Raw genomic sequence first — 22883 nt, 5'->3', positions numbered from 1 at the left:
CTATGCTGAAGGAACTCGGCAAATTGCACGCGTAACTTCGGAAGAAGCGTGACCCTTTTGCACGCAAGTGTAAGGGGGTGGCACAGACCAGGGGGTAGCGACTGTTTATCAAAAACACAGGGCTCTGCGAAGTCGCAAGACGACGTATAGGGTCTGACGCCTGCCCGGTGCTGGAAGGTTAAGAGGAGAGGTGCAAGCTTTGAATCGAAGCCCCAGTAAACGGCGGCCGTAACTATAACGGTCCTAAGGTAGCGAAATTCCTTGTCGGGTAAGTTCCGACCTGCACGAATGGCGTAACGACTTCCCCGCTGTCTCCAGCATAGACTCAGTGAAATTGAATTCCCCGTGAAGATGCGGGGTTCCTGCGGTTAGACGGAAAGACCCCGTGCACCTTTACTATAGCTTTACATTGGCATTCGTGTCGGCATGTGTAGGATAGGTGGTAGGCTTTGAAGCAGGGACGCCAGTCTCTGTGGAGCCATCCTTGAAATACCACCCTTATCGTCATGGATGTCTAACCGCGGCCCGTTATCCGGGTCCGGGACAATGTATGGTGGGTAGTTTGACTGGGGCGGTCGCCTCCTAAAGAGTAACGGAGGCGCGCGATGGTGGGCTCAGACCGGTCGGAAATCGGTCGTCGAGTGCAATGGCATAAGCCCGCCTGACTGCGAGACTGACAAGTCGAGCAGAGACGAAAGTCGGTCATAGTGATCCGGTGGTCCCGCGTGGAAGGGCCATCGCTCAACGGATAAAAGGTACGCCGGGGATAACAGGCTGATGACCCCCAAGAGTCCATATCGACGGGGTTGTTTGGCACCTCGATGTCGACTCATCGCATCCTGGGGCTGGAGCAGGTCCCAAGGGTATGGCTGTTCGCCATTTAAAGCGGTACGTGAGTTGGGTTCAGAACGTCGTGAGACAGTTCGGTCCCTATCTGCCGTGGGTGTAGGAATATTGAAAGGATCTGTCCCTAGTACGAGAGGACCGGGATGGACGGATCTCTGGTGGACCTGTTGTGGCGCCAGCCGCATAGCAGGGTAGCTATATCCGGACGGGATAACCGCTGAAGGCATCTAAGCGGGAAACCCACCTTAAAACGAGTATTCCCTGAGAACCGTGGAAGACGACCACGTTGATAGGCCGGGTGTGGAAGCAGGGTAACCTGTGAAGCTTACCGGTACTAATAGTTCGATAGGCTTGATCGTTCTCATTACTTATGTTCATCGCTAACGCGTTTATCTCGCTCACGCTTGTTCCGCCCTTCAGGCGGCGCTGCGCGGGTGCGGCGCAAAAGCGCCGACGGCCAGTCGGCCTTGCGAAGCTTCGCTTCGTCAGGCTAATGGCACGTCAAAAGCACGGAAAGAACAGAGCGCTGTGAAAAGGCAGGCGGAGGGTCAAAAACCTACTCGCTAATCCCTATTCGCTACTCGCTCCCCAGCTTCTCAATCAACATACCCTTTGCCGACCTGGTGGTTATGGCGGAGCGGCTGCACCCGATCCCATTCCGAACTCGGCCGTGAAACGCTCCAGCGCTGATGGTACTTCGTCTCAAGACGCGGGAGAGTAAGTCGCTGCCAGGTCTGCTAAGGGTATGAGTTCTCACACATTGTCCAAAACCTCGATCGAAGCCCGTCGCTTTTTAGCGGCGGGCTTTTTCGCTTTTTAAGCCAGCTTTTAACCAGCGGATTGACTTTCCAGCCTGCTGCCCCAAGTCCCCGGTATAGCCCAACAGCCATATCCGGACGCATGCTCAGACTTCTGCTGATTTTCATCCTTTTTTCCGCACTATCCGTCTCCGGCCATGCGCAGACGACCGCGCCCGGTGATCCGCCGGCACATACGGCGGCAGCCAGCGCCAATGTCGACGCGTTCATCCGCATCATCGAGAACGACGAAACGCGTCTGGAGCTCATCAACCGCCTGCGCGAGCGCGGCGGTGAGATAGCCGTCGCTCCGGAAGAAGCGAGCCCCAGCCTGGCAACGCAGGTTGCCGAATACACCCGCCAGGCTGCTGAACAACTGTCGGACGGCACCATGCTTGCAGCGTCAGCGGCGACCGAACTGGTAGGGGTGTTCAGCGGTGCCGGCGGCCGGCTCGCCAATCTTCAGACCGCTTTTCTGGAAATAGCCGTTGTGGCGGCAGTTTTGCTGGCGGTGTTCTTTGCCCTCAGGGCTCTCATTCGCTGGATCAAGACGTCGCTTGCGCGCCGGGCAATTGGTGGGTCTTTTGTCGTCGTGCTGGTCAGCGTTGTCATAGCCCTGGTTCTTGAATGGGCGAGTGTCGGAACTGCCTGGGCTGCCGGCTATTTCACCGCACTCCAGGCCGCGACCGGAGAGCTCGGACGCATGTCGCTCAGCCAGACCTTGCTCTTGAACGCCTTCCTGGTCGTGGAAACCATCAAGGCCGTTCTGCGCGCCACGCTGCAGCCGCGCGACCCGGCGCTGCGCTTTCTGCCGTTGAGCGACACCAGTGCCGCGTATTGGCATTTCTGGCTGGCAAGGCTGACTTCGCTTGTCGGCTATACGTTCCTGTTCATAGCTCCACTGCTTGCCAACAATGTATCCCCGGCGCTCGCGCAGGCGCTGCGTGTCCTCGTCCTGTTCGTCGCGCTGGTCACGGTCATTATCATCGTGCTGCAGAACAAATCTGCCGTTCGCACCGCCCTTTCGGCACGGGCCGCGGAGGAAGGCGGAAATCCGCTGTCGCGGAGCCTCCCCCTCATCGCCCGCTACTGGCATGTCGTCGCCATAGCCTATGCGGTGGCGATCTTCCTGGTGTGGATGGTCAACCCGACGAACGCGCTACCCTTCATGCTCGCGGCAACCGCGCAAACCGTTCTGGCGATCGTGGTCGCGAGCGTCGTCATCTACGGCGTCAACAGGTTCGTGCATGGCGGACTGCACTTGCCTCAGGACATCCGGACGAGGCTGCCTTTGCTCGAACATCGCCTGAACGCCTTCGTTCCCCGCGTCATGCAGGTCGTGCGCTTCCTGGTCATTCTCTGTGCCGTACTGTTCATCACCCAGGCCTGGGCGCTGCTCGACTTCTCCGGCTGGCTGGTCAGCGAGGCCGGCACGCGTGTGACCGGTGCGGTGGCGTCCGCAGGCATCATCGTGCTCATAGGCTTCGCCATCTACATCGCCATGTCGTCCTGGGTCGAATATCGCCTCAACCCGCAAATCGGACATGTCGCCACGGCACGCGAAAAAACGCTGCTGTCGCTGTTCCGCAACGCGTTCACGATTGCCTTGGCTGTTCTGATCACCATGCTGGCGCTCGCACAGATCGGCGTCAACATCGCGCCGCTACTCGCCGGCGCCGGCGTGCTCGGCCTGGCGATCGGCTTCGGTGCCCAGAAATTCGTTCAGGACATCATCACCGGCGCATTCATCCAGTTCGAAAACATCATGAACGAAGGCGATGTCGTGCAGGCCGGCGGCCAGTCCGGCGTGGTCGAGCATCTGACGATCCGCTCCGTGTCGATCCGGTCGGCGGATGGGACGCTGCATGTCATCCCCTTTTCCTCGGTCGATGCCGTTTCCAACATGATGCGCGGTTTTTCCTACCACGTCGCCGATATCGGCGTGGCCTACCGCGAGGACATTGGCGAGGTGAAGGAGGCGATGGGGGAGGCCTTCGACCTGCTGATGCAGACCGAGCACAAGGACTCCATCGTCGACGCGCTCGAAATGCAGGGGGTTACCGCACTCGGCGATTCCGCAGTGAATGTGCGTGCCCGGATCAAGACCTTGCCAGGAAAGCATTGGGGAGCGGGCCGCGCCTATAACGAGATCATCAAGACGGTCTTCGGCCGCCGCGGCATCGAGCTTCCCTATCCGCACATGACGATTTATATGGGTGAGGACAAGCAGGGCAACGCCCCGCCCCTCCATATCGAGGGATTGACGCCGTCCGCGCCGGCAACGCCGACCGTCCAAGCAAACCCAGGAACAATCGAGCCAAAGCCGGCGTGAGGGTTGGCCGCGTTCAGCGGCCGGCAATCGCCAAGGGGTTGTTTTCCAGTGCCGCCCGGTCGGGCATGTCGATGGACGGCTGGTTGACGAAGGCCGCGAATGTCCGCCTGACATAATCCTCCGGCAGATCGACCGCGATGATGACCAGCCGCATGCCGCGCACATCGTCCGGCCATTTGGGCAAACGTGCCGGCGGATGCAGGATTTTCTGAACGCCATGCACCACCAGCGGCCGCGCCGGATCCTCGGCGATCTCGACGATACCCTTGAGCCGCAGCACCTTGTCGCCATGCGTCGACAACAGCAGGTCGAGAAACATGCTGATGGTCGAGAATGGCACAGGGGCGGCATGGATCAGCGAAAACGAACGCACGCGTTCGTCGTGCCGGTGCTCATCATGATCATGCCCATGATCGTGGTGATGGTGCCCGTCATGATGGTGATGCGCCTCCTCACCCAGCCAGCGCTGCACGTCGGCTGTCTTGGTGGTGGGGTCGTAGAGCCCGCAGGCAAGCAGCGAGGCGCTGTCGATGGCGTCGACGGAGAACTGGCGTGCCCCGGGATTGATCGCCCTCAGGCGCTCCGCTAGGGCCGCCAACACGGCGTTGTCTTCCACGAGATCGGCCTTGGTGATCACGATCCTGTCGGCGACGGCGACCTGTTTGACCGCTTCGATATGGGCGTCGAGCGTTTCAGCTCCGTTGACCGCGTCGACCAGCGTGATGACGCCGTCGAGACGGAAGGCCTGCAGCAGCACCGGATGCCCCATGATCGATTGCAGCACCGGCGCGGGATCGGCGAGGCCGGTGGTCTCGATCACCACGCGGGCGAGCCGTTCGATGCGGCCGTTCTGCACCCGGTCGACCAGATCGGCCAGCGTGTCGACCAGTTCGCCGCGCACGGTGCAGCACAGGCAGCCGTCGGACAATTCGATCACCCCGTCGGTGGCCTGTTCGACCAAAAGATGGTCGATACCGACATCCCCGAACTCGTTGATGATGACGGCCGTATCGACGAGGGCCGGATCCTTCAGAAGCCGGTTGAGCAGCGTGGTCTTTCCCGCGCCCAGAAAGCCGGTGATGACCGAAACCGGTATCGGAAACTGCGCTGCCATGAAAACTGCTTTCAGAGAGAGGATTTGAGCACGCGATCGCCTTGGGCGAGCGGCTCGGCGCCTGCCGGCGGCGGCAAATCGGGCCGCCAGCTCGGCAGCGGCACATCGGCGAATTCTCGGCCGTCCGGACTGAGCCGTGCCTTTGGCGTCGGCCCGGTCGCATTGCCGGGTCCGACGGCCACGAGCGTCGGAACATGCGTCAGCGTCTCCTGATAGACCGACTTCGGGCCTTTTTCGGCCTCAGCCCCGGCTTCCGACAATTCGGCCGCGGGCTTCTTCTCGCAGATCTCCTGGCGCATGTCGGTCGCGACCGCCGCATTCTGGCCGTAGAAGGGCAGGGCGGTGACGGTCTGGCTCGAGGCGTTGGAGGTGGCGAAACCGGCGTTCAACAGATTGCCCGCAGTCTCGGCGCGTTTGACCGCCGATTGCTCGCCCAGCACCACGGCCACGAGCGTACGGCCGTCGCGGGTGGCCGAACCGATCATGTTGAAGCCCGAGGCGCAGACGAAGCCGGTCTTCATGCCGTCGGCGCCGGGCAGGCGGCCGACCAGCAGGTTGTAGTTCATGATGGTCGCCTTGCCGGCCTGCAGGCCTTCTATCGCGAAATAGGACTCATATTGCGGAAACTCGTTGCGGATCGCCATGACCAGCAGCGCCAGGTCGCGCGCGGTCGTATATTGGTCGAGCGAATGCAGGCCGTTGGGATTGGCAAAATGCGTGCCGGTCATGCCGAGACGTTGCGCCTCGGCGTTCATCCGCGTCACGAAAGCCTTTTCCGAGCCGCCGACATTCTCGCCAATGGCCATGGCGATGTCGTTGGCGGACTTGATCAGCATCATCTTCAGCGCATTGTCGAGACGGATCACCGAGCCCGCCGCGTAGCCCATCTTGCTCGGCTGTTCGCCGGCCGCGTGTTTCGACACCCGGATCGGCGAATCCAGCTGCAACTCGCCTGCCTGGACCGCGCGGAACGTGACATAGGCCGTCATCAGCTTGGTCAGCGAGGCCGGATACCAGCGCTGGAACGCATCCTGGTGTTCGATGACCCGGCCGCTGCGCAGCTCAAACACCAGCAACGGGTTCGCCTGTGCGTCCGAGGCAAAGGCTAAGGGGCCGGCAAGCGCGCCGACCAGAGCGAATGAAGAGAGCCAATGTCGTATCATCTAATCCGAAATATCCCCTTGCCGCCTCCATGCGACGGTCAATAAGATTTTCCCGAGCCAGTGGCATGGGAACAAAGGCAGTCGGGACACGGATAGTCCGACGCACCGCAGGGTGCTATCTAGCTCATGTGACGTCAAGATGGCAAAGGCCCCGCAATCACGTTTGCGCGGCCTAATCCGGAGAATGCGAGACACGATGCCGATCCTCAACAGAGCCGCCGAACTGCAGGATGAAGTTGCCGCCTGGCGCCGTCACCTGCACCAGAATCCCGAGCTGGGGTACGACGTGTTCGAAACCGCGGCCTTCGTGAAACAGAAGCTCGAGGAATTCGGCTGCGACGAGATCGTCACCGGCTTGGGACGCACCGGCGTGGTCGGGCTGATCAAGGGCCGAGGTCCGGGCGGCACGGTTGGCCTGCGTGCCGACATGGATGCGCTGCCCATCGATGAACTGACCGGCAAGCCCTATGCCTCGAAAACATCCGGCAAGATGCATGCCTGCGGACATGACGGGCATACCGCGATGCTTCTGGGGGCTGCGAAATATCTCGCCGAGACGCGCAATTTCGACGGCAATGTCGCCGTCATCTTCCAGCCTGCCGAAGAAGGCGGCGGCGGCGGCGGCGAAATGGTGCGCGACGGCATGATGGAGCGTTTCGGCATCCAAAAGGTGTTCGGCATGCACAACATGCCAAGCCTGCCGGTGGGCGAGTTCGCGATCCGGCCCGGTCCGATCATGGCCGCGACAGCGGAGTTCAGCATCGACGTCAAGGGCAAGGGCGGACATGCGGCCATGCCGCATCTCGGCATCGACCCGATCCTGGCAGGCGCGCAGGTGGTGGCGGCGTTGCAGACGATTGCCTCGCGCACCACCGATCCCATCGATTCGGTCGTGGTTTCGGTGACGAAATTCCATTCCGGCACCGCCCACAACATCATTCCCGAGCATGCGCATATCGCCGGCACCGTGCGATCGCTGCGCACAGACGTCGCCAAGAAGGCAGAGGAACGCATGAAGACGATCTGCGCCGGCATTGCGCTGGCCAGCGGCACGGAGATCGTCGTCGACTACCATCCCAACTACCCCGTAACCTTCAATCACGCCGCCGAAACCGTCATCGCCGGGGACGCCGCGGCATTGGTGGCGGGCGACCCGCAGGTTCATCGCGACATTGCGCCGCTGATGGGCGGCGAGGATTTTTCCTACATGCTCGAGGCGCGCCCGGGTGCCTTCATTTTTATCGGTAACGGCAAGTCTGCCAACCTGCATCACGCCGAATACGACTTCAACGACGAGGCCATCCCGCACGGCATCAGCTATTGGGTGAAGCTGGCGGAGACGACGCTCGCGATGCCACGTTGACAGCTGTCGAGTTGGGCGTCCGTGTGTGTCTTTCGAGGACCGGCCGGCTTTGTCCAACTCCGCTGAAACTTTGCTGACGGAAACGTCGGACCGCGCACAATCGGCCAACGGTTTTGGCGCGCGCGAGCGAGGCTGCGCGTCAGCGAACAAAGCGGTTCTGTCGCAAGGCCAGCTGGTCATGAACTGTCGGGGTGCTCCAGCGTCCACAGCGCCAGGCCGTGCACATCGTCCAGGGTGCGGTCGACCTCGCGGGCGTGGCGCGAGCCCGGTGCCCGCAAGCCCGGCGGCGGCCCGCCGCGCAACGGCGACAGGCGATGGAACACGCCGCGCCGCCGCCGTTGCCGCCAGCGCACGAAGCGCCGGGCCTGGCGCGGCAGGTCGTCGAGCGCGCGGCCAAGCGCTGCGAGCCTGAGCCGCAGGCGGTCGGCATCGAGCGGATCGTCTGGCTCCGGCACCGGGCGGGCCGGGATGAGCGAGGGCGCGTCGAACCCGAAACCGAAGCCGCGAATGCGCGGCACGACGGCCGGCCGCGACGGCTTGTGGCGGGGCAGGCGCAGCGGATCGAGCAGCGGCAGCGCCATGGATTGAGGCATGGGGCGAGACGGCATGGCTCCTTTCGGCATCACGATGCCGGTGCCGCCGGGCGCGCGCAGGAAGGCGGAATGTTGCTGCGATGCGCGAACAGGCGAGTGCCGGTGCGGCACAATCATGCCGCGCGCGGCGAGAATGATCAGCCGTCGTGCCGCCGCCTCGGCGGGACGCAGCAGCCGGAGAATGGCGCGATGCAGATGGCGCGGCAGGGTGTTTTGGCCGACATCAATGCCGGCCGTGCGTTGGCTTTCGCCAGCCGTAACCGTCATGCCGGCCATGGCGACGAGCAAAGCGAGCAGGCGCTTCAGCGCTGCCTGATGCTTGTCGATCGCCCCTGCCCAATCCATCGCCGCCTCCTTTCGTTGTTCAAGGCGGTGGGAGTGTAAGGCGGGGGGTGGGGAGTGTGGATAAACTTTTGCGATTGAGCGCCCTTCCTTCTCCCCTTGCGGGAGAAGGTGTCGCCCTCGGACTTGCGCAGCAAGGACGAGATCAGGCGACGGATGAGGGGTGTTGGACGGAGTGAGGGGCTGGAGAGTATCCGCCGCCAGCCTTTCGGTTCATCACCCCTCCTTCATCGCCTCGTTTCTTCCAACACCCCTCATCCGCCCCTTCGGGGCACCTTCTCCCGCAAGGGGAGAAGGGGGGGCGTCGGCGCTGACGATGCACTACCGCCAGGGCTCCGGGCGTTCATCACTTCAATCGACAAATCGTTGTCGATTGATCGGCTTCGCCGACCGCTCTTCACCCCGCAAGGGGAGAAGGGGGCGCGCTCCTTTCTGCCTTCGCAGGTGTTCCTCGTAAGTCACGGAATGGATTCCCGGGTTTCCGCCTTCGCTGCGCTCGGGCTGCACCCGAGAATGACGAAGGTGGGGTTGGCTCCGCCAATCTCCAGCGTCGGAGCTTGGCCGAGCCAATCCCACCTTCGTCATTCCTGGGCAAGCGAGGCGAAGCCGAGCGCGACCCGGGAATCCATTCCGTGACATCGACGAAAGCTACAGCGGTGGAGAAACTTGCTTATCGCCTTCGCTGCGCTCGGCTCCACCCGAGAATGACGAAGGCGCGGGGGTGGCAGATGTCAATCGCTAGCGTCGGAGCTTGGCGGAGCAACCCCACCTTCGTCATTCCTGGGCAAGCGAGGCGCAGCCGAGAGCGACCCGGGAATCCATTCCGTGACGTGTCAGACACGCGACGAAGGCAGAACGAGGCGGGCGTTGCCGATTCTTGCGGGAGATGAACTCGGTCTGCGATACCATCATCGCCTTTACGCGCGATCGAACTTTGCAGCCCTGGCGGTAGTGCGTCGTCAGCGCCGACGCCCCCTTCTCCCCCTGCGGGAGAAGGTGCCCCGAAGGGGCGGATGAGGGGTGCTGGAAGAAACGAGGCGATGGGAGGAAGGGGAAGCTCGGTGCATTGACGCGCGCAATACGCAGCCTCTCACTCCGTCCAACACCCCTCATCCGCCGCCTGTCTTTCGCTGCGCTCGGCTCGGCCACCCCCGGCCCTCCGCTTGGGCTCCGGGCGTTCATCGCTTCAATCGACAAATCGTTGTCGATTGATCGGCTTCGCCGACCGCTCTTCACCCCGCAAGGGGAGAAGGGGGGCGCTTCTTTCTGCCTTCGCAGGTGTATCTCGTCGATTGATCGGCTTCGCCGACCGCTCTTCACCCCGCAAGGGGAGAAGGGGGCGCTCCTTTCTGCCTTCGCAGGTGTATCTCGTCGATTGATCGGCTTCGCCGACCGCTTTCACTCCTCCCGCGCAGGGGGGAGCCATGACGAACGGTCTCGCCAGAAACCGGCTCAGCTCAACGGCTTGGGCTGCAGGCTCCAGCGTGTCGCAATCAGCCGGTAGGGGATCAGTGCCACGGCGGCGATGAGCAGCTTGACCGAAAGGTCGCCGAGCGCCCAGGACAGCCAGCGCGGCGCTTCTGTTGCGAAAAGGCCCATGAAAGGAGCAGTTTCGAGCGCGAAGCCATCTTCCGGGCCGACGAAGGCGAAGGCTGCCGAGAAACTGATGGCAAAGAACAGGATGGTATCGACCACCGAGCCGGCAAGCGTGCCGAAGATCGGAGCGCGCCACCAGCTTTGCGCGCGGAACTTGTTGAAGATGGTGATGTCCAGCAGCTGCGCGGTGAGGAAGGCTGTACCCGATGCAATCGCGATGCGCACCAGCCGGCCGGCCGCGGTCTCATATTCGATGTAGCCATGGCTGTAGAGCAGCGGCGGCACCACGATCGAGCAGATGACGGCCGCCATGAAGCCGACGAAGACGATGCGGCGCGCCACGACAGGGCCGTAGCGGCGGTTGGCGAGGTCGGTGACCAGAAACGCGAAGGGATAGGTGAACGCGCCCCAGGTCAGCAGATCAGCCAGAGAAAGCGCGCCGATCTGGCCCTGAACCGGGAATTGCACGAGAATATTGGACGCGACCACGACGAGAGCCATGGCGGCGACAAAGGGAATGTAGGCGGACAGGCGCTGCATTTTTTTATCCTGGGTAATGGAACCAGTGGACCGGCCGGGTGACATCCCGGAATGGAAAGAGCCTCGAAAGCCGTTCAGGCAGTCGAGGCTCGGAAGGCGGTTGTCCCCCGCCTTAAAACTGCTTAGGCAGCGACTTCTTCGGTCAGCTTCTTGGCGATCTGCTTCTTGAGCAGGCGCGCACGCTGCGAGAGTTCGCTGATATCGGCCTTCACGAGGAAGGCGTCGAGGCCGCCGCGATGCTCGACCGAACGCAGTGCGTTGGCAGAGATGCGGAGACGGACGTTCTGGTTGAGAGCCTCGGACATCAACGTGACGTTGACGAGGTTCGGCAGGAAGCGACGCCGGGTCTTGTTGTTGGCGTGGCTCACATTGTTGCCGGTCAGGACGGCTTTGCCGGTGAGTTCGCAGGCGCGGGACATGATGTGTCTACCTTTAATTCTTCTGTCGGACCAAAGGACACCGGCGCACCGAAACTCGGCTGGCGCGCAATCGATCCGGCGGCCCATTGGAAAAGTTGGCGTTCCTTAGTGGGAATTTTCGGACGCGTCAAGGCCGGGAGGCGATATCCATGCCGGCAAACCGACTTTCGCTTGAGCCGATGCATAACGGAGTTCGCAGATGTGGTTGCTATCACGAGGCCACTTGCTAACAGTGTTATATTTGTCTGTATATAGCGAGGGGCCTGCACACAATGTTGTCAGGCAGGATATGCGTCAGGGAGACGATCATGCTGACTGTTCGTCGCCGCATCAGGGGAGCCCTGGCGGGGCTCGCTGTGGTGGCCATGACAGCGGCCACGCCGCTGCATGCTGAGGAGAACGTCACCGTCTTCGCGGCAGCCAGCCTGAAGAATGCGCTCGATACCGTCAACGCTGCCTGGAAGGCGGATGCCGGCAACCGGGCGACGACCTCTTATGCGGCAAGCTCCGCGCTGGCCAAGCAGATCGAGCAGGGCGCACCCGCCGATATCTTCATCTCCGCCGATCTCGACTGGATGAACTATCTTTCCGACAAGAAGCTGACCAAGGCGGACAGCGAACTCAATCTTCTGGGCAACCGCATCGTTCTCGTCGCGCCCGCCGACACGGCGAAGGATGTGACCATCGCGCCGAATTTCGATCTTGCCGGCGCGCTGGGCGACGGCCGGCTCGCCATGGGCGACGTGAAGGCGGTGCCGGCGGGCAAATACGGCAAGGCGGCGCTGGAATCGCTCGGCGTCTGGGCGTCCGTCGAGGGCAAGGTCGCACAGGCCGAGAACGTGCGCGCCGCGCTCAAGCTCGTCGCCACCGGCGAGGCGCCGCTGGGCATCGTCTACGCCACCGACGCCGTGGCCGAGCCGGGTGTGAAGGTGGTCGGCACCTTCCCCGAAAGCAGCCACCCGGCCATCGTCTATCCCATTGGGATCGTCGCTGAATCGAAGAATGCCGATGCGGCCTCGGCCTATGTGACGTATCTTCAGGGCCGCAAGGCCAAGGAAATGTTCGAGGCGCAAGGGTTCACCGTGCTCGCGCCGACCGTTTCGAATTAGAAGGTTTGACCTGACGCATGGACTGGATGGCCCTCAGCCCGGAGGAATGGACCGCGGTCCGGCTGTCCGTCAAAGTCGCGCTGTGGGCGATGATCGGCAGCCTGCCGCTCGGCCTCGTCGTGGCCCTGCTTCTGGCGCGCGGCAATTTCTGGGGCAAGTCGGTGCTGAACGGCCTCGTGCATATGCCGCTTATCCTGCCGCCGGTGGTGACGGGCTATCTCCTGTTGCTGAGCTTCGGCCGGCGTGGCCCCATCGGCGCGTTTCTCGACGCGCATTTCGGCATCGTCTTCTCGTTCCGCTGGACCGGCGCCGCCCTTGCCTGCGCGGTGATGGGATTTCCGCTGCTGGTCCGGGCGATACGGCTGTCGATAGAATCGGTCGACCGCCGGCTGGAAGCGGCGGCGGGCACGCTGGGCGCCGGTCCGCTCTGGACCTTCGCCACCATCACCTTGCCGCTGATCCTGCCCGGTATCGTTGCCGGCATGATCCTGTGCTTCGCCAAGGCGATGGGCGAATTCGGCGCCACCATCACCTTCGTTTCCAACATTCCCGGCGAAACCCAGACGCTGCCCTCGGCGATCTACACCTTCACCCAGGTGCCTGGCGGCGACACGGGTGCGCTGCGGCTGACGCTGGTGTCGATTGCGATTGCCATGGCGGCCCTGGTCGCGTCCGAAGTGCTGGCGCGGCGGCTTAGCCGGCGGATGGACATCGAATGAGCCTGTCGGTCGATATCAGCCACAGCCAGGGCGCCTTCCGGCTTCAAGCTGCGTTCGAAAGTCCGGGCCGGCTGACGGCCTTGTTCGGGCCGTCGGGCTCGGGCAAGACCTCGCTGGTCAACATCATCGGCGGGCTGGTCAAGCCGGAGTCCGGGCGTATCGCGGTCGACGGCCGCGTGCTGGTCGATCGCAAGGCGGGCATCTTCCTGCCCCGGCACAAGCGCCGCATCGGCTATGTCTTCCAGGATGCGCGGCTGTTTCCGCATCTGACGGTGAGCCAGAACCTGCGCTATGGGCGCTGGTTTACCCCGCCATCCGAGCGCTACGCCGACATCGATGCGGTGGTCGGCCTGCTCGGCATCGGTCAACTCATGGAGCGGCGGCCCAACCTGTTGTCCGGCGGCGAAAAGCAGCGCGTGGCGATCGGCCGGGCGCTGCTGGCGAGCCCGCGCCTGATCCTGATGGACGAGCCGCTGGCGGCGCTGGACGATGCCCGCAAGGCCGAAATCCTGCCCTATATCGAAAGGCTGCGCGACGAGGCCAAGGTGCCCATCGTCTATGTCAGCCATTCCATCGCCGAGGTCGCGCGGCTGGCGACCGATGTCGTGATCCTGTCGGACGGTAAGGTGGCCGCGGCGGGGCCGGCCTCGGAGGTGCTGCAGAAGCTCGACCTGCTGCCGGCCGGCGAGCGCGGCGAGGGCGGCGCGCTTCTGGAGATGACGGTGGCCGAACAGGATGCCGGGCACGCCATCACCGTGCTGCGCTCGGCTGCCGGAGACATCCGCGTGCCGGTGTTCGGCGGCGCGGTGGGGCAGCGGGTCCGCATCCGCATCCGCGCGCGCGACGTGATCGTCGCCACCCAGAAGCCGGAGGGCCTGAGCGCGCTCAACATCGTCGCAGGCACGGTCGCCAGCGTCAGGGAAGGCGAGGGCGCACATGCCGATATCGGCATCGACTGCGGCGGACAGACGGTCCTGGCGCGCATCACCGGGCTGTCGCTGCGCACTTTGGGCCTGCGCGTCGGCCAGCCCGTCTACGCCGTGATCAAGACGGTCAGTTTCGAGCCGGGCACGGTGGCGGCAGGGCTCAACGGCGAACATTCCGGCTAATTGGCGACCGCTCGGATGGGCTCAACGCTTCACCAGGACCCGCCGCGAATTCAGGAGTAGGGAAAACATGCCATCGCTGAGCCTGCGCATCAATCTCGATCCGGACGGCCGTCTCGGCCCCGGCAAGATCGAGCTTCTGGAGCAGATCGTAGCGTTCGGCTCGATCTCGGCTGCGGCGCGCGGCATGAACATGTCCTACAAGCGCGCCTGGGATCTGGTCGAAGAGATGAACCGGCTGTTCGGCAAGCCGGTGGTGTCGACCCAGAGCGGTGGGCGTAGGGGCGGAGGGGCGCAGCTGACGCCGGTCGGGCTTGCCGTGGTCAGCCGCTTTCGCGCCATCGAGCGCGCTGCGACCTCGGCCACCGAGCAGCATATCGCAGCCCTTCAGGCCGAGATCGAAGCGGCCTGATTTTCCCAGATGTTTCGGCCGCAGCTGGTTGGTGTGGCCGAGTCCATAGGTCGGTGTTTCATGAAATCCGTTTGTGCCATTCTCGTTCATGTGTCCGATGTCACGGCCGCGCTGATATGGTATCGACAGGCGTTTCCGGATGCGGTTCTTGAAGTCAGCCAGCCATCCGGTTTCGAATTTCTCAGGGTCGGGTCGATCCAGCTCGAAATCGTGCCCGCCGACGAAAAAGTGGCGAGCGGCGCTGCGGGGTCGGTGGTCTACTGGGCCGTCAAGGATTTCCAACGCGCTCTCGACCATCTGATACATGCAGGCGGCGTTCTTTATCGTGGCCCGCTGGAAATCGATGGCGAACTGTGGATGTGCCAGGTCCGCGACCCCTGGGGGAACTGCATTGGCCTGCGTGGCCCAATGACGGACTGAAAAGCCTGTTTTTGCCGACCAAGCGCTGCGATGTCTTCTGCTGCGGTCGGCTAATGGCGATCATAACAGCGCGAGGGCTGCCGGCGGTCCGCCATTTTGCTCTTGTACCGGCTAGAACGCCGAGTACAAGGCATCGAGCCAGACCAAGCCTGGACACGCGGCGTCCGACAGTCAGTTTCATCCCTGTGAAGCCGTCTGTCGCGGACATTTCCGGCATCACCTGTTATGCCTGCACGCCAAGCTTTATGAGCGCGTTCGAGGAGGATCACAGTTTGCAGTCATTCGCTTTCCACACCACGCCCCATCTGGTTTTCGAACCGGGCAGCACTGCGCGGCTCGCGGCCATCGCCGGCAGGAAGCTCGGCGCATCCGTGCTGTTCGTCACCGATCCAGGCCTGCGCAGGCTCGGCCTGTGCGATGCGGCTTTGGCGTCGCTGACCCAGGCGGGACATTCGGTCGGCGTGTTCGACGCGGTCGAAGCCGATCCTTCGCTGGATACCGTCCTGAAGGCGGTCGAGGCGGGTCGCTCCATGGCCGCGACGGGCGTGGTCGGCTTCGGCGGCGGCTCTTCGCTCGATGTGGCCAAGGTGGCCGCACTTCTGCTCGGGTCCGGCGAAGAGATCGACGGCGCCTGGGGAGTCGGCAACGCCAAGGGTCCGCGCCTCCCGCTGGTTTTGGTGCCGACCACAGCCGGCACGGGCTCGGAGGTGACGCCGGTGTCGATCATAACCGTGGGCGCGGAGGAAAAGCGCGGCGTTTCGTCTCCGATCATCCTGCCCGACATTGCGATACTCGATGCGTCGCTGACGCTCGGCCTGCCGCCGGCAATCACCGCTGCGACCGGCGTCGATGCCATGGTGCATGCCATCGAGGCCTATGCGTCGAAGAACGCCAACAACAATCCGCTGTCCAAGATGCTGGCCCGGCAGGCGCTGCAACTGCTCGGCGCCAACATCGAAAAAGCGGTCTTCGACGGCGGGGATGTCGACGCACGCGGCGCGATGCTGCTCGGCTCCATGCTTGCCGGCCAGGCCTTTGCCAACTCGCCGGTGGCGGCGGTGCATGCGCTTGCCTACCCGATCGGCGGCACCTTCCATGTGCCGCACGGTCTGTCCAACGCGCTGGTGCTGCCGCATGTGCTGCGCTTCAACGCGCCCGACGCGGCACAGCTTTATGCCGAAATCGCCGCCGACGCGTTTCCGGACCTGGCCAAGGAGCAGGGCAGCCAGGGCCGCTGCGCCGCCTTCATCGAGGCGCTGGCCGCTTTGTCCAAGAAACTCGGCATGCAGACACGGCTGCGCGAGGTTGGCATCGGCGAGGAGCATCTGGCCAAGATGGCCTCCGACGCGATGAAGCAGCAGCGTCTGCTGGTCAACAATCCGCGCGACGTTTCCGAAGCCGATGCGCTGGCGATCTACAAGGCGGCATGGTGAGGTCATGAGCGAACGGCCTGCCCCTTCCGCCCGCAGCGGCTACAAGACGTTTCGCACCATTACCACGCGCTGGATGGACAATGACGCCTACGGCCACATGAACAATGTCGTGCATTACTCGCTGTTCGACACCGCCGTGAACGGCTGGCTGGTCGAGCAGGGCGTTCTCGATTTCCATGCCGGCGATCAGATCGGATTGGTCGTCGAGACCGGCTGCCGCTACTTCGCGGAAATCGCCTTTCCGGATGTGGTGCATGCCGGCATCCGGGTGGCAAAGGTTGGCTCGTCCTCGGTACGCTATGAAATCGGCCTGTTTCGCAATGACGAGGAGATGGCGGCGGCGGAGGGGTTCTTCATCCATGTCTATGTCGACCGCGTCAGTCGCAGGCCAAAACCGCTGACCGATCGCCTCAGGGGCATTTTGGCGACGATTGCTTCGACGCATTGACAGCACGAGGGGAAAGAATGTTCGACGATCTGAAGGGAAAGCGCGTTCTCGTGACGGGAGCCTCGAGCGGCTTCGGCAAGCATTTCGCGGGTCTCTTTGCCGGCTACGGAGCTTCGGTCACTTTGGCGGCGCGCCGTCTCGATGCGCTTGAGCAGAGCTGTGCCGAAATCCGGGATGCCGGCGGCCAAGCCGAGGCCGCAGTGCTCGACGTCGCAAGCGCCGACTCGGTCGCTGCATTGTTCGGCGCGCTGTCCGCGCCGTTCGATATCGTCGTCAACAATGCCGGCATCAGCGGCACCGGTCGCGCGCTCGATCTGACGGAGGCGGATTGGGATCAGGTGGTCGACGTCAATTTGAAGGGCGCTTTCCTGGTCGCGCAAGGTGCTGCGCGGGCGCTCAAGGCGGCGGGTAAGGGCGGCGCCATCGTCAATGTCGCCTCCATCGTCGGCCTGCGGGTGGCGAGCGAATTGGCGCCTTATGCGGCTTCCAAGGCGGGGCTGATCCACCTCACCAAGGAACTCGCACTCGAATGGGCGCGCCATGACATCCGCGTCAATGCGCTTTGCCCAGGCTATATCGAAACCGATATCAACCGCGATTTCTTCGTCACGCCGCCCGGAGAGGCGATGATCAAGCGCATTCCGCAGCGCCGGCTGGGCAAGATCGAGGATCTCGACGGGGCGATGCTGCTGCTGGCTTCGCAGGCGGGCGCCTATATCACCGGCGCATCCCTGGCCGTCGATGGCGGGCACCTTGTCTCGTCGCTGTAAGGTTGTAAGCCGGCTTATCTCGCCAGCTTCGCCAACTCCTCGTCGGAGAGAGAGCGTGCTTCCGAAGGCAGCATGACGGGAATGCCGTCGCGTACGGGATAGGCAATCCGGGCGAGGCGCGAGACCAACTCGTTGTTGGCTGCATCCCAACTCAACGCCCCCTTTGTCAAAGGGCAGACCAGCAGCTCCAGAAGTTTTGGGTCGACGGCCATGGCGGATTTGTCGCGGCGCACGGTCAGTTCATCCGCGAGCTGTTGCCGTCGCCATCGCGCGCGACGCTTATCTCGGTAATGGCGATCAAGGTATCGGCGCGGGTCTTGAGATCGGGTGCCTCGAGCAGCGCCTGTTTCTCGGCTGCGCCATAAGGCGCCATCATCGACAAAGCGTTGACCAGCATGGCGTTGTCGGCGCGACTGACGCTTTCCCAGTCGGCTTCGAGATCGTTGGCCTGCAGATAAGCGCGGAATGCCTTCAAAAGGGCTGCGCGGTTGATGTCGTCGGCGGCCGCATCTTCTGTCAGGTCGCCAATGAAAGGGGTGATCCTGCACTGGCGGTAGGGCGTCTTGACGTCCAACTCATCGGCAAGCCGGAAGCGGCACACGCCCTGCAACGACACGAGATAGCGGCCGTCGCCCGTTTCGGACAATGAGGTGATCCGGCCGAGGCAGCCGACGGGGCAGAGCTCCGGCTCGCCGTCCTCGCGGCGGCTTCCGTCGAGCGCGGGCTGTATCATGCCGATCAGCCGCTTGCCCGACATCGCCTCGTCGATCATCTGCAGGTAGCGCGGTTCGAAGATGTTGAGCGGCAGGCGCCCGCCGGGCAGCAACAGGACCGCGGCCAGCGGGAACACCGGAATCGCCGCGGGCAAATCCTTGGCCATCCTGTAATGTGCGTTTCCTGCCTGCATGATATTCCGGTCCTTCGCCGTTGCGACATCATCTGGGGCGAAAACGCCCAGACTCAAGACCCGCACCGGACTATATCTGCCGGCTTAGGAGAACAGCAGCGACGAAAGCTTCCTGCGCGCCGCCAGCGTCGCGGGGTCCATCGCCCCCCAAGCCTCGAAGAACTTCAGGAGTTGTGCCCTGGCGCCGTCCTCGTTCCAGGTCCGGTCAGCCTTGACGATGGCGAGCAGGCTGTTGGCCGCCTCGTCGCGCTTGCCGGCCGCGTTCTGGATCATGGCGAGATCGAAGCGCGCCTGATGATCGGTGGGGTCTTCCGCGAGGCGGCGTTCGAACTCGGCACCATCGCCCAGGGCAGAGGCTTCTTCCGCCAGCTTGATCTTGGTGCGGACGGCGTTCAGCGCGGCATCGTTGGCAGCGGTCTCCGGCGCCGTGGCAAGAACCTCTTTCGCAGCCTCGAGGTCGCCGGCATCCGCCAGCAGATCCGCGAAAGCCGCGATGGCTGCGACGGTCTCGGGCAGTTGCTCGATGATCGCCTGATAGATATCGGCCGCGGTCTGCAGGTCGCCCGCTGCGCGCGCTTCGGCGGCCGCTGCCAGCGCTTCGTCTATCTGCGGTTGCGCGCCGCCGCCCTTGCCGGCGAGCTTGTCGAGAAAGGCGTTGACCTGGCTCTCGGGCTGGGCCCCCATGAAGCCGTCGACCGGCTGTCCGTTCTTGAAGGCGATGACGGCGGGGATCGACTGGATGCCGAGCTGGCCGGCAATGGCCGGATGCTCGTCGATGTTCATCTTGACGAGCTTGACCCGCCCACCCTTGGCGCGCACCGCTTTTTCGATGATCGGCGTCAGCTGCTTGCAAGGCCCGCACCAGGGCGCCCAGAAATCCACCAGGACCGGCTGCTTGCGCGACTCCCGGATGACGTCGACGGCGAATGCCTGGGTGGTGGTGTCCTTGATGACATCGGCGGGCGGGGCGGTGTCGAGCTGCAGGGCGGCCGCTGGCCGCTCCGCGCTGGTGTCGCCATACTGCACGCTGGTGGCATACTGGCCGCCGAAGCCGCCGAACGGGTTGTTCTCGTTGTTCATGGTCATGCTTTCCGTCGGGGTTCCTCTGGCGCGACGTCAAGGTCTCGCCGCTTCAGGCTTCCATGTGGCGATCAGTCCGATACTTTCAAGATAACAGGCTCATGTCCGGTTGCCTCGATAAATCTGATCAGGTCGTCCCGCGCAATGGCGGTGGTGGCTTCGTTGGTCAGGGGATGGGCGTTGATGACGTCATGCTCCATCAGCGCTGCATCGAGGATCATCTTCACCCGGCCATTCGTATCGTTGATGACGCCGAAGGCGGTGACCGAGCCGGGAATGACGCCGAGCAGTTCCATCAGCGCTTCGGGCTTGCCGAAGGAGACGCGGCTGGAAGCGCCGATCACATGATGGATTTGCTTGAGGTCGACGACGGCGTTCTGCTCGACGGTCAGGAGGAAGAAGTTGTCCTTCTTGTCCTTGAGGAACAGGTTTTTGGTGTGGCCGCCATCGAGGTCTTCGCGCAGGTTCTGGGAATCGGCGACCGTAAACAGCGGCGGGTGCTTGATCGTGCGGACGGAGATATCGAGGCTGTCGAGATAGGCGAAAAGGTCTTCTGGTGTTTTCGGCATCGTCTTTCCGTCTCCCCAGGCGCCGCGGCCAGCTGCGCCATCCCAGCCGCGCCGCCTGCGCAGCACCGCGTATGCCGGGCTTTTTCAGCGAATTTTCGCGAGCTTACAAGCCCGAAAGCTTGGGCTCTCGCGATGTTTCGGGGTCGCGGCAAACAAAATGCCGGGGATGTTGAAATTGCCCAAATTTCCCTGTTGCATTCGCCCGGCTCTTCGGCCATATAGCACCGGCTTGCGGCGCACAGCTGCATGAGCGGGTGTAGCTCAGGGGTAGAGCACAACCTTGCCAAGGTTGGGGTCGGGCGTTCGAATCGCCTCACCCGCTCCAGTTTCCTTCGGGAAGCAAGCAATTAAAGCGGCCACCTTAGGGTGGCCGTTTTGCTTTCCCGGATACCCTCAAGTTACCACGGGATCACGCTACGCGCTGGTCAGCTCCTGTAAAAATAACGATTCGCTGTTGGCCTAGCCTCGTTAACGAATGCGAAAGAGATGCGATTCAGGATATCGGATCGGGAGTGGTTCAGGCCGATCTGGACCCCGGCGAGAATGCGCTGATGTACGAACTAACCCATTGAAATAAAACAATATCGTGATGCTGCCCTTCTATATGTCCTAAATGTCACGAAATGCGATATACAGTAGAAAAAACGCCAATACGGCGGTATCTGCTTGTTTTCTGAAAAGTTGAGTGTAATAGTAGATTATTCTGCCCAGTTTTTGAGCATCAATACAATAAGACATGATCAGGTGCCGACGCCGAATCCCGATTGAGCTTGATCTGTTTCAACTGCCGAGGCGTGAGTTCAAGCACGAAAAGTTCGGCCGAAATCTGGTTGTCTCGACCCTGTTTGCGGAGGGCGGCGACAAGCTGGGACGATGCATACAGCTATGACGTGTGGTGCGGGATATCCAGAATTGAACACGCCTGCACGGGAGAGATGGCACGTTGCACGCACGCAACCCGGGAAGTGGCGGATTGGCGAGCTTCATCTAAGGCGCCAGGGCTACAAAGCATTTGTTCCGCAGATAGAGACCACCGTTCGACGCAGGCAGCGGTTTCATCTGAGGAGGGTCCCGTTTTTCCCTGGCTATCTGTTCGTTTTTTTCAACACTGCCAACACGCGGTGGCGCGCGATAAACAGTACGCGCGGCATTAGTACGCTGATTATGCAGGGTGAGACTCCTCTGCCTCTGCCGATCGGGGTGGTCGAGTCGCTGATCGCGCGTACGGACGAACTGGGCATTTTACGGCCGGAAGAAAAAATAGCGCCCGGGTCGAGCGTTCTAATATCCACGGGGCCTTTCGCAAATCTTGCAGGTACACTACAAAAGCTGGAACCAAACGGCCGTTGCCGTGTGTTGGTCGAATTGCTGAATGGCTCCGTAGCAGTTCGACTAGAGAGAGGAAGCATCCGTCTTCAGGATTAGCGACCCAACTGGATATTTTGCTCGGCGAAGCGACGTCGAGTGCGGTAGCTTTGCTTGCGGATAGCCCTTGAGTACTCGTAAATTGCACGGCGGACGACGGCGTACGCTGCTTAGAATACGGTATCAGTTGCTTGGGGCAATCTTCTCCGCGATCGTTCTGCCGTATCTCTTGTCGCCAACGATGGGGTCGGAAGGGCTTCAGGCTGCGACCTTAAGCAACTCGATCATCGCGAGCTTCTTCGCTGTCACAATCGCCTTGTATTTTCTCAGAAGGGTCTCGATCTACCCGGGCTTCAATGAAGGCCTTTATGTCTTCCCGACCCTTACGGCGACATACGGAATGGCGATCTTGGTGCTGTTTGCATTTCGTCTGGACTATAGCCGGTTCCATGTCGTCGCAAGTTTCTGCGCTTCTCTATTCTGGTTCCTGTTCATATTTTTGGTGGTCAGGCGGAATGAAGTCTACCGTATGGCCGTCGTACCGGGCGGTGCAGTTGGCACGCTGATGCGAATTCCCAAAGTCGAGTGGGTTGAATTGGTCGACGCAGATCAACCACTGGAGGAGTTTTATGGACTTACCGCTGATCTACGGGCAAACCTGACGAACGAATGGGAGCGGGTGATCGCCTCGGCGGCACTAGGCGGTCTACCGGTTTTTCATTTCCGGCAGGTCACCGAGGCGCTCACAGGACGAACCGAGATAGAGCATCTCTCCGAGAACACGCTGGGTTCGATCAATCCCAACCAGGCCTATATCAAGATCAAGCAGGTTTTGGACTGGGTCGCGGCGGCAGTCGGCCTAGTGGTTCTAGGTCCGTTGATTGCAGTTTTAGCCGTGGCAATTCGACTTGAAACGACTGGCCCGGCGTTCTTCAAACAAGAGCGGATTGGGTACAGGGGGAAGACGTTTAACGTCTACAAGCTGAGGACAATGCGAGTTCGAACGGAGGACGTCTCCGGGCCCTCAGGCGCAAAAGACGTTGTCGACCGATTGAAGGATGCGATGACGCTCGAAGCCGATCCCAGAGTGACGAGGTTGGGGCGCTTCTTGCGGCGATCCCGAATCGATGAATTGCCTCAGTTGATCAACATTTTACGTGGAGAGATGAGTTGGATAGGGCCTCGACCGGAGGCGATTGCTCTGTCGAAATGGTACGAAAAAGAACTGCCCTTCTATGTCTACCGTCATATCGTACGGCCCGGGATCACGGGATGGGCGCAGATCAACCAGGGCCATGTGGTCGAGAAGGACGCCGTTCTGGAAAAGCTGCACTACGACTTCTACTACATCAAGAATTTCTCATACTGGCTTGATGTGATAATCATCTTAAAGACGTTTAAAACGGTTCTGACAGGTGCCGGGTCCCGCTGACCGTGTTC

21 protein-coding genes, 1 tRNA gene and 2 rRNA genes (1 of these 24 running past the window's edge) are annotated in these 22883 nt (G+C 62.2%); 15 read left to right on the top strand and 9 right to left on the bottom strand.

From position 1 onward, the window contains the following. The 3 genes from ICI42_RS02400 to ICI42_RS02390 all read left to right on the top strand — a co-directional run. Nucleotides 1-1205: ribosomal RNA gene (locus tag ICI42_RS02400) — 23S ribosomal RNA — on the top strand (it extends 1595 nt beyond the left edge of the window). A gap of 260 nt (nucleotides 1206-1465) precedes the next feature. Continuing rightward, a 5S ribosomal RNA gene (gene rrf, locus ICI42_RS02395) occupies nucleotides 1466-1580 on the top strand. A 166-nt stretch (nucleotides 1581-1746) separates the two neighbouring features. After that, the gene (locus ICI42_RS02390) at nucleotides 1747-3975 is read left to right on the top strand and encodes a mechanosensitive ion channel domain-containing protein (protein ID WP_188162933.1); all 2229 of its coding nucleotides are present in this window, start codon (nucleotides 1747-1749) and stop codon (nucleotides 3973-3975) included. A gap of 13 nt (nucleotides 3976-3988) precedes the next feature. On the opposite strand, the gene ICI42_RS02385 is transcribed toward ICI42_RS02390, so the two are convergent. Together ICI42_RS02385 and ICI42_RS02380 are read right to left on the bottom strand one after the other, a co-directional pair. Continuing rightward, on the bottom strand, nucleotides 3989-5089 hold the full coding sequence (locus tag ICI42_RS02385) for a CobW family GTP-binding protein (RefSeq protein ID WP_188162932.1): 1101 nt from the start codon (nucleotides 5087-5089) through the stop codon (nucleotides 3989-3991). Nucleotides 5090-5100: 11 nt separating this feature from the next. Continuing rightward, nucleotides 5101-6252 carry a D-alanyl-D-alanine carboxypeptidase family protein gene (locus ICI42_RS02380; protein WP_188162931.1) on the bottom strand — a complete coding sequence of 384 codons (1152 nt, stop codon included), beginning with the start codon at nucleotides 6250-6252 and terminating at the stop codon, nucleotides 5101-5103. 196 nt (nucleotides 6253-6448) lie between these two features. Between ICI42_RS02380 and ICI42_RS02375 the strand changes: the two genes are divergently transcribed. Beyond that, nucleotides 6449-7615 (top strand): M20 aminoacylase family protein, encoded by a 1167-nt coding sequence (locus tag ICI42_RS02375; protein ID WP_188162930.1) that lies wholly within the window; start codon nucleotides 6449-6451, stop codon nucleotides 7613-7615. A 176-nt stretch (nucleotides 7616-7791) separates the two neighbouring features. Here the strand turns inward: ICI42_RS02375 and ICI42_RS02370 are convergent, their stop codons facing one another. From ICI42_RS02370 to rpmB, 3 genes are all read right to left on the bottom strand, one after another. Then, nucleotides 7792-8553, bottom strand: a complete 762-nt coding sequence (locus tag ICI42_RS02370) for a hypothetical protein (protein WP_188162929.1) — start codon at nucleotides 8551-8553, stop codon at nucleotides 7792-7794. A 1449-nt stretch (nucleotides 8554-10002) separates the two neighbouring features. Further along, the gene (locus ICI42_RS02365) at nucleotides 10003-10686 is read right to left on the bottom strand and encodes a queuosine precursor transporter (RefSeq protein ID WP_230980126.1); all 684 of its coding nucleotides are present in this window, start codon (nucleotides 10684-10686) and stop codon (nucleotides 10003-10005) included. Between the two features lie 122 nt (nucleotides 10687-10808). Then, nucleotides 10809-11105, bottom strand: a complete 297-nt coding sequence (rpmB, locus tag ICI42_RS02360; RefSeq protein WP_188162928.1) for a 50S ribosomal protein L28 — start codon at nucleotides 11103-11105, stop codon at nucleotides 10809-10811. Between the two features lie 308 nt (nucleotides 11106-11413). Here rpmB and modA point away from each other — a divergent pair, with 308 nt between their 5' ends. From modA to ICI42_RS02320, 8 genes are all read left to right on the top strand, one after another. Further along, nucleotides 11414-12214, top strand: coding sequence for a molybdate ABC transporter substrate-binding protein (modA, locus tag ICI42_RS02355; protein ID WP_188162927.1), 801 nt, complete (start codon nucleotides 11414-11416; stop codon nucleotides 12212-12214). 17 nt (nucleotides 12215-12231) lie between these two features. Continuing rightward, nucleotides 12232-12933 (top strand): molybdate ABC transporter permease subunit, encoded by a 702-nt coding sequence (gene modB / locus ICI42_RS02350; protein ID WP_188162926.1) that lies wholly within the window; start codon nucleotides 12232-12234, stop codon nucleotides 12931-12933. Continuing rightward, entirely contained in the window at nucleotides 12930-14042 is a 1113-nt protein-coding gene (gene modC, locus ICI42_RS02345; protein ID WP_188162925.1) for a molybdenum ABC transporter ATP-binding protein, read from the top strand. Before modB ends, modC begins: the two co-directional genes overlap by 4 nt. A gap of 67 nt (nucleotides 14043-14109) precedes the next feature. Beyond that, nucleotides 14110-14451, top strand: coding sequence for a winged helix-turn-helix domain-containing protein (locus ICI42_RS02340; protein ID WP_188162924.1), 342 nt, complete (start codon nucleotides 14110-14112; stop codon nucleotides 14449-14451). A gap of 60 nt (nucleotides 14452-14511) precedes the next feature. After that, a complete protein-coding gene (locus ICI42_RS02335) occupies nucleotides 14512-14871 on the top strand; it encodes a VOC family protein (protein WP_188162923.1) in 360 nt (119 codons plus the stop codon). Between the two features lie 245 nt (nucleotides 14872-15116). Beyond that, nucleotides 15117-16304, top strand: coding sequence for an iron-containing alcohol dehydrogenase (locus ICI42_RS02330; protein WP_407945124.1), 1188 nt, complete (start codon nucleotides 15117-15119; stop codon nucleotides 16302-16304). 4 nt (nucleotides 16305-16308) lie between these two features. Further along, nucleotides 16309-16752 carry an acyl-CoA thioesterase gene (locus tag ICI42_RS02325; protein ID WP_188162921.1) on the top strand — a complete coding sequence of 148 codons (444 nt, stop codon included), beginning with the start codon at nucleotides 16309-16311 and terminating at the stop codon, nucleotides 16750-16752. Nucleotides 16753-16769: 17 nt separating this feature from the next. Further along, nucleotides 16770-17522: an SDR family NAD(P)-dependent oxidoreductase gene (locus ICI42_RS02320; RefSeq protein ID WP_188162920.1), complete on the top strand. Its 753-nt coding sequence runs from the start codon at nucleotides 16770-16772 to the stop codon at nucleotides 17520-17522. 14 nt (nucleotides 17523-17536) lie between these two features. On the opposite strand, the gene ICI42_RS02315 is transcribed toward ICI42_RS02320, so the two are convergent. From ICI42_RS02315 to ICI42_RS02300, 4 genes are all read right to left on the bottom strand, one after another. After that, complete coding sequence (locus ICI42_RS02315; protein WP_188163682.1) at nucleotides 17537-17734, bottom strand: Trm112 family protein; 198 nt, start codon at nucleotides 17732-17734, stop codon at nucleotides 17537-17539. A gap of 23 nt (nucleotides 17735-17757) precedes the next feature. After that, nucleotides 17758-18429, bottom strand: coding sequence for an LON peptidase substrate-binding domain-containing protein (locus ICI42_RS02310; RefSeq protein ID WP_188162919.1), 672 nt, complete (start codon nucleotides 18427-18429; stop codon nucleotides 17758-17760). A gap of 84 nt (nucleotides 18430-18513) precedes the next feature. After that, nucleotides 18514-19509 carry a thioredoxin gene (gene trxA / locus ICI42_RS02305; protein ID WP_188162918.1) on the bottom strand — a complete coding sequence of 332 codons (996 nt, stop codon included), beginning with the start codon at nucleotides 19507-19509 and terminating at the stop codon, nucleotides 18514-18516. A gap of 71 nt (nucleotides 19510-19580) precedes the next feature. After that, the gene (locus ICI42_RS02300) at nucleotides 19581-20078 is read right to left on the bottom strand and encodes a prolyl-tRNA synthetase associated domain-containing protein (RefSeq protein WP_188162917.1); all 498 of its coding nucleotides are present in this window, start codon (nucleotides 20076-20078) and stop codon (nucleotides 19581-19583) included. Between the two features lie 250 nt (nucleotides 20079-20328). Here ICI42_RS02300 and ICI42_RS02295 point away from each other — a divergent pair. The 3 genes from ICI42_RS02295 to ICI42_RS02285 all read left to right on the top strand — a co-directional run bounded on the left by ICI42_RS02295 (nucleotide 20329) and on the right by ICI42_RS02285 (nucleotide 22875). Continuing rightward, nucleotides 20329-20403, top strand: a tRNA-Gly gene (locus ICI42_RS02295). Nucleotides 20404-20951: 548 nt separating this feature from the next. Further along, nucleotides 20952-21503 (top strand): transcription termination/antitermination protein NusG, encoded by a 552-nt coding sequence (gene nusG / locus ICI42_RS24220; RefSeq protein ID WP_407945123.1) that lies wholly within the window; start codon nucleotides 20952-20954, stop codon nucleotides 21501-21503. Nucleotides 21504-21570: 67 nt separating this feature from the next. After that, nucleotides 21571-22875 carry a sugar transferase gene (locus ICI42_RS02285; RefSeq protein WP_230980125.1) on the top strand — a complete coding sequence of 435 codons (1305 nt, stop codon included), beginning with the start codon at nucleotides 21571-21573 and terminating at the stop codon, nucleotides 22873-22875. Nucleotides 22876-22883: the final 8 nt, after the last annotated feature.

The sequence above is a fragment of the Oryzicola mucosus genome, from assembly GCF_014534685.1.
Classification (GTDB): Bacteria; Pseudomonadota; Alphaproteobacteria; order Rhizobiales; family Rhizobiaceae; genus Oryzicola; species Oryzicola mucosus.
Note: the sequence above shows the minus strand (reverse complement) of the source record. Positions and strands in the feature narration are given on the sequence as shown.

Bases quoted from the DNA above. Each gene is read 5' to 3' on its own strand.
- ICI42_RS02300 (WP_188162917.1), bottom strand. From the start codon at position 20,078: ATGCCGAAAACACCAGAAGACCTTTTCGCCTATCTCGACAGCCTCGAT.
- ICI42_RS02310 (WP_188162919.1), bottom strand. From the start codon at position 18,429: ATGCAGGCAGGAAACGCACATTACAGGATGGCCAAGGATTTGCCCGCG.
- ICI42_RS02375 (WP_188162930.1), top strand. From the start codon at position 6,449: ATGCCGATCCTCAACAGAGCCGCCGAACTGCAGGATGAAGTTGCCGCC.
- modB (WP_188162926.1), top strand. From the start codon at position 12,232: ATGGACTGGATGGCCCTCAGCCCGGAGGAATGGACCGCGGTCCGGCTG.
- ICI42_RS02370 (WP_188162929.1), bottom strand. From the start codon at position 8,553: ATGGATTGGGCAGGGGCGATCGACAAGCATCAGGCAGCGCTGAAGCGC.
- modC (WP_188162925.1), top strand. From the start codon at position 12,930: ATGAGCCTGTCGGTCGATATCAGCCACAGCCAGGGCGCCTTCCGGCTT.
- ICI42_RS02330 (WP_407945124.1), top strand. From the start codon at position 15,117: ATGAGCGCGTTCGAGGAGGATCACAGTTTGCAGTCATTCGCTTTCCAC.
- ICI42_RS02315 (WP_188163682.1), bottom strand. From the start codon at position 17,734: ATGGCCGTCGACCCAAAACTTCTGGAGCTGCTGGTCTGCCCTTTGACA.
- rpmB (WP_188162928.1), bottom strand. From the start codon at position 11,105: ATGTCCCGCGCCTGCGAACTCACCGGCAAAGCCGTCCTGACCGGCAAC.
- ICI42_RS02335 (WP_188162923.1), top strand. From the start codon at position 14,512: ATGAAATCCGTTTGTGCCATTCTCGTTCATGTGTCCGATGTCACGGCC.
- trxA (WP_188162918.1), bottom strand. From the start codon at position 19,509: ATGAACAACGAGAACAACCCGTTCGGCGGCTTCGGCGGCCAGTATGCC.
- ICI42_RS02365 (WP_230980126.1), bottom strand. From the start codon at position 10,686: ATGCAGCGCCTGTCCGCCTACATTCCCTTTGTCGCCGCCATGGCTCTC.
- ICI42_RS02325 (WP_188162921.1), top strand. From the start codon at position 16,309: ATGAGCGAACGGCCTGCCCCTTCCGCCCGCAGCGGCTACAAGACGTTT.
- modA (WP_188162927.1), top strand. From the start codon at position 11,414: ATGCTGACTGTTCGTCGCCGCATCAGGGGAGCCCTGGCGGGGCTCGCT.
- ICI42_RS02390 (WP_188162933.1), top strand. From the start codon at position 1,747: ATGCTCAGACTTCTGCTGATTTTCATCCTTTTTTCCGCACTATCCGTC.
- nusG (WP_407945123.1), top strand. From the start codon at position 20,952: ATGCATACAGCTATGACGTGTGGTGCGGGATATCCAGAATTGAACACG.
- ICI42_RS02340 (WP_188162924.1), top strand. From the start codon at position 14,110: ATGCCATCGCTGAGCCTGCGCATCAATCTCGATCCGGACGGCCGTCTC.
- ICI42_RS02385 (WP_188162932.1), bottom strand. From the start codon at position 5,089: ATGGCAGCGCAGTTTCCGATACCGGTTTCGGTCATCACCGGCTTTCTG.
- ICI42_RS02320 (WP_188162920.1), top strand. From the start codon at position 16,770: ATGTTCGACGATCTGAAGGGAAAGCGCGTTCTCGTGACGGGAGCCTCG.
- ICI42_RS02380 (WP_188162931.1), bottom strand. From the start codon at position 6,252: ATGATACGACATTGGCTCTCTTCATTCGCTCTGGTCGGCGCGCTTGCC.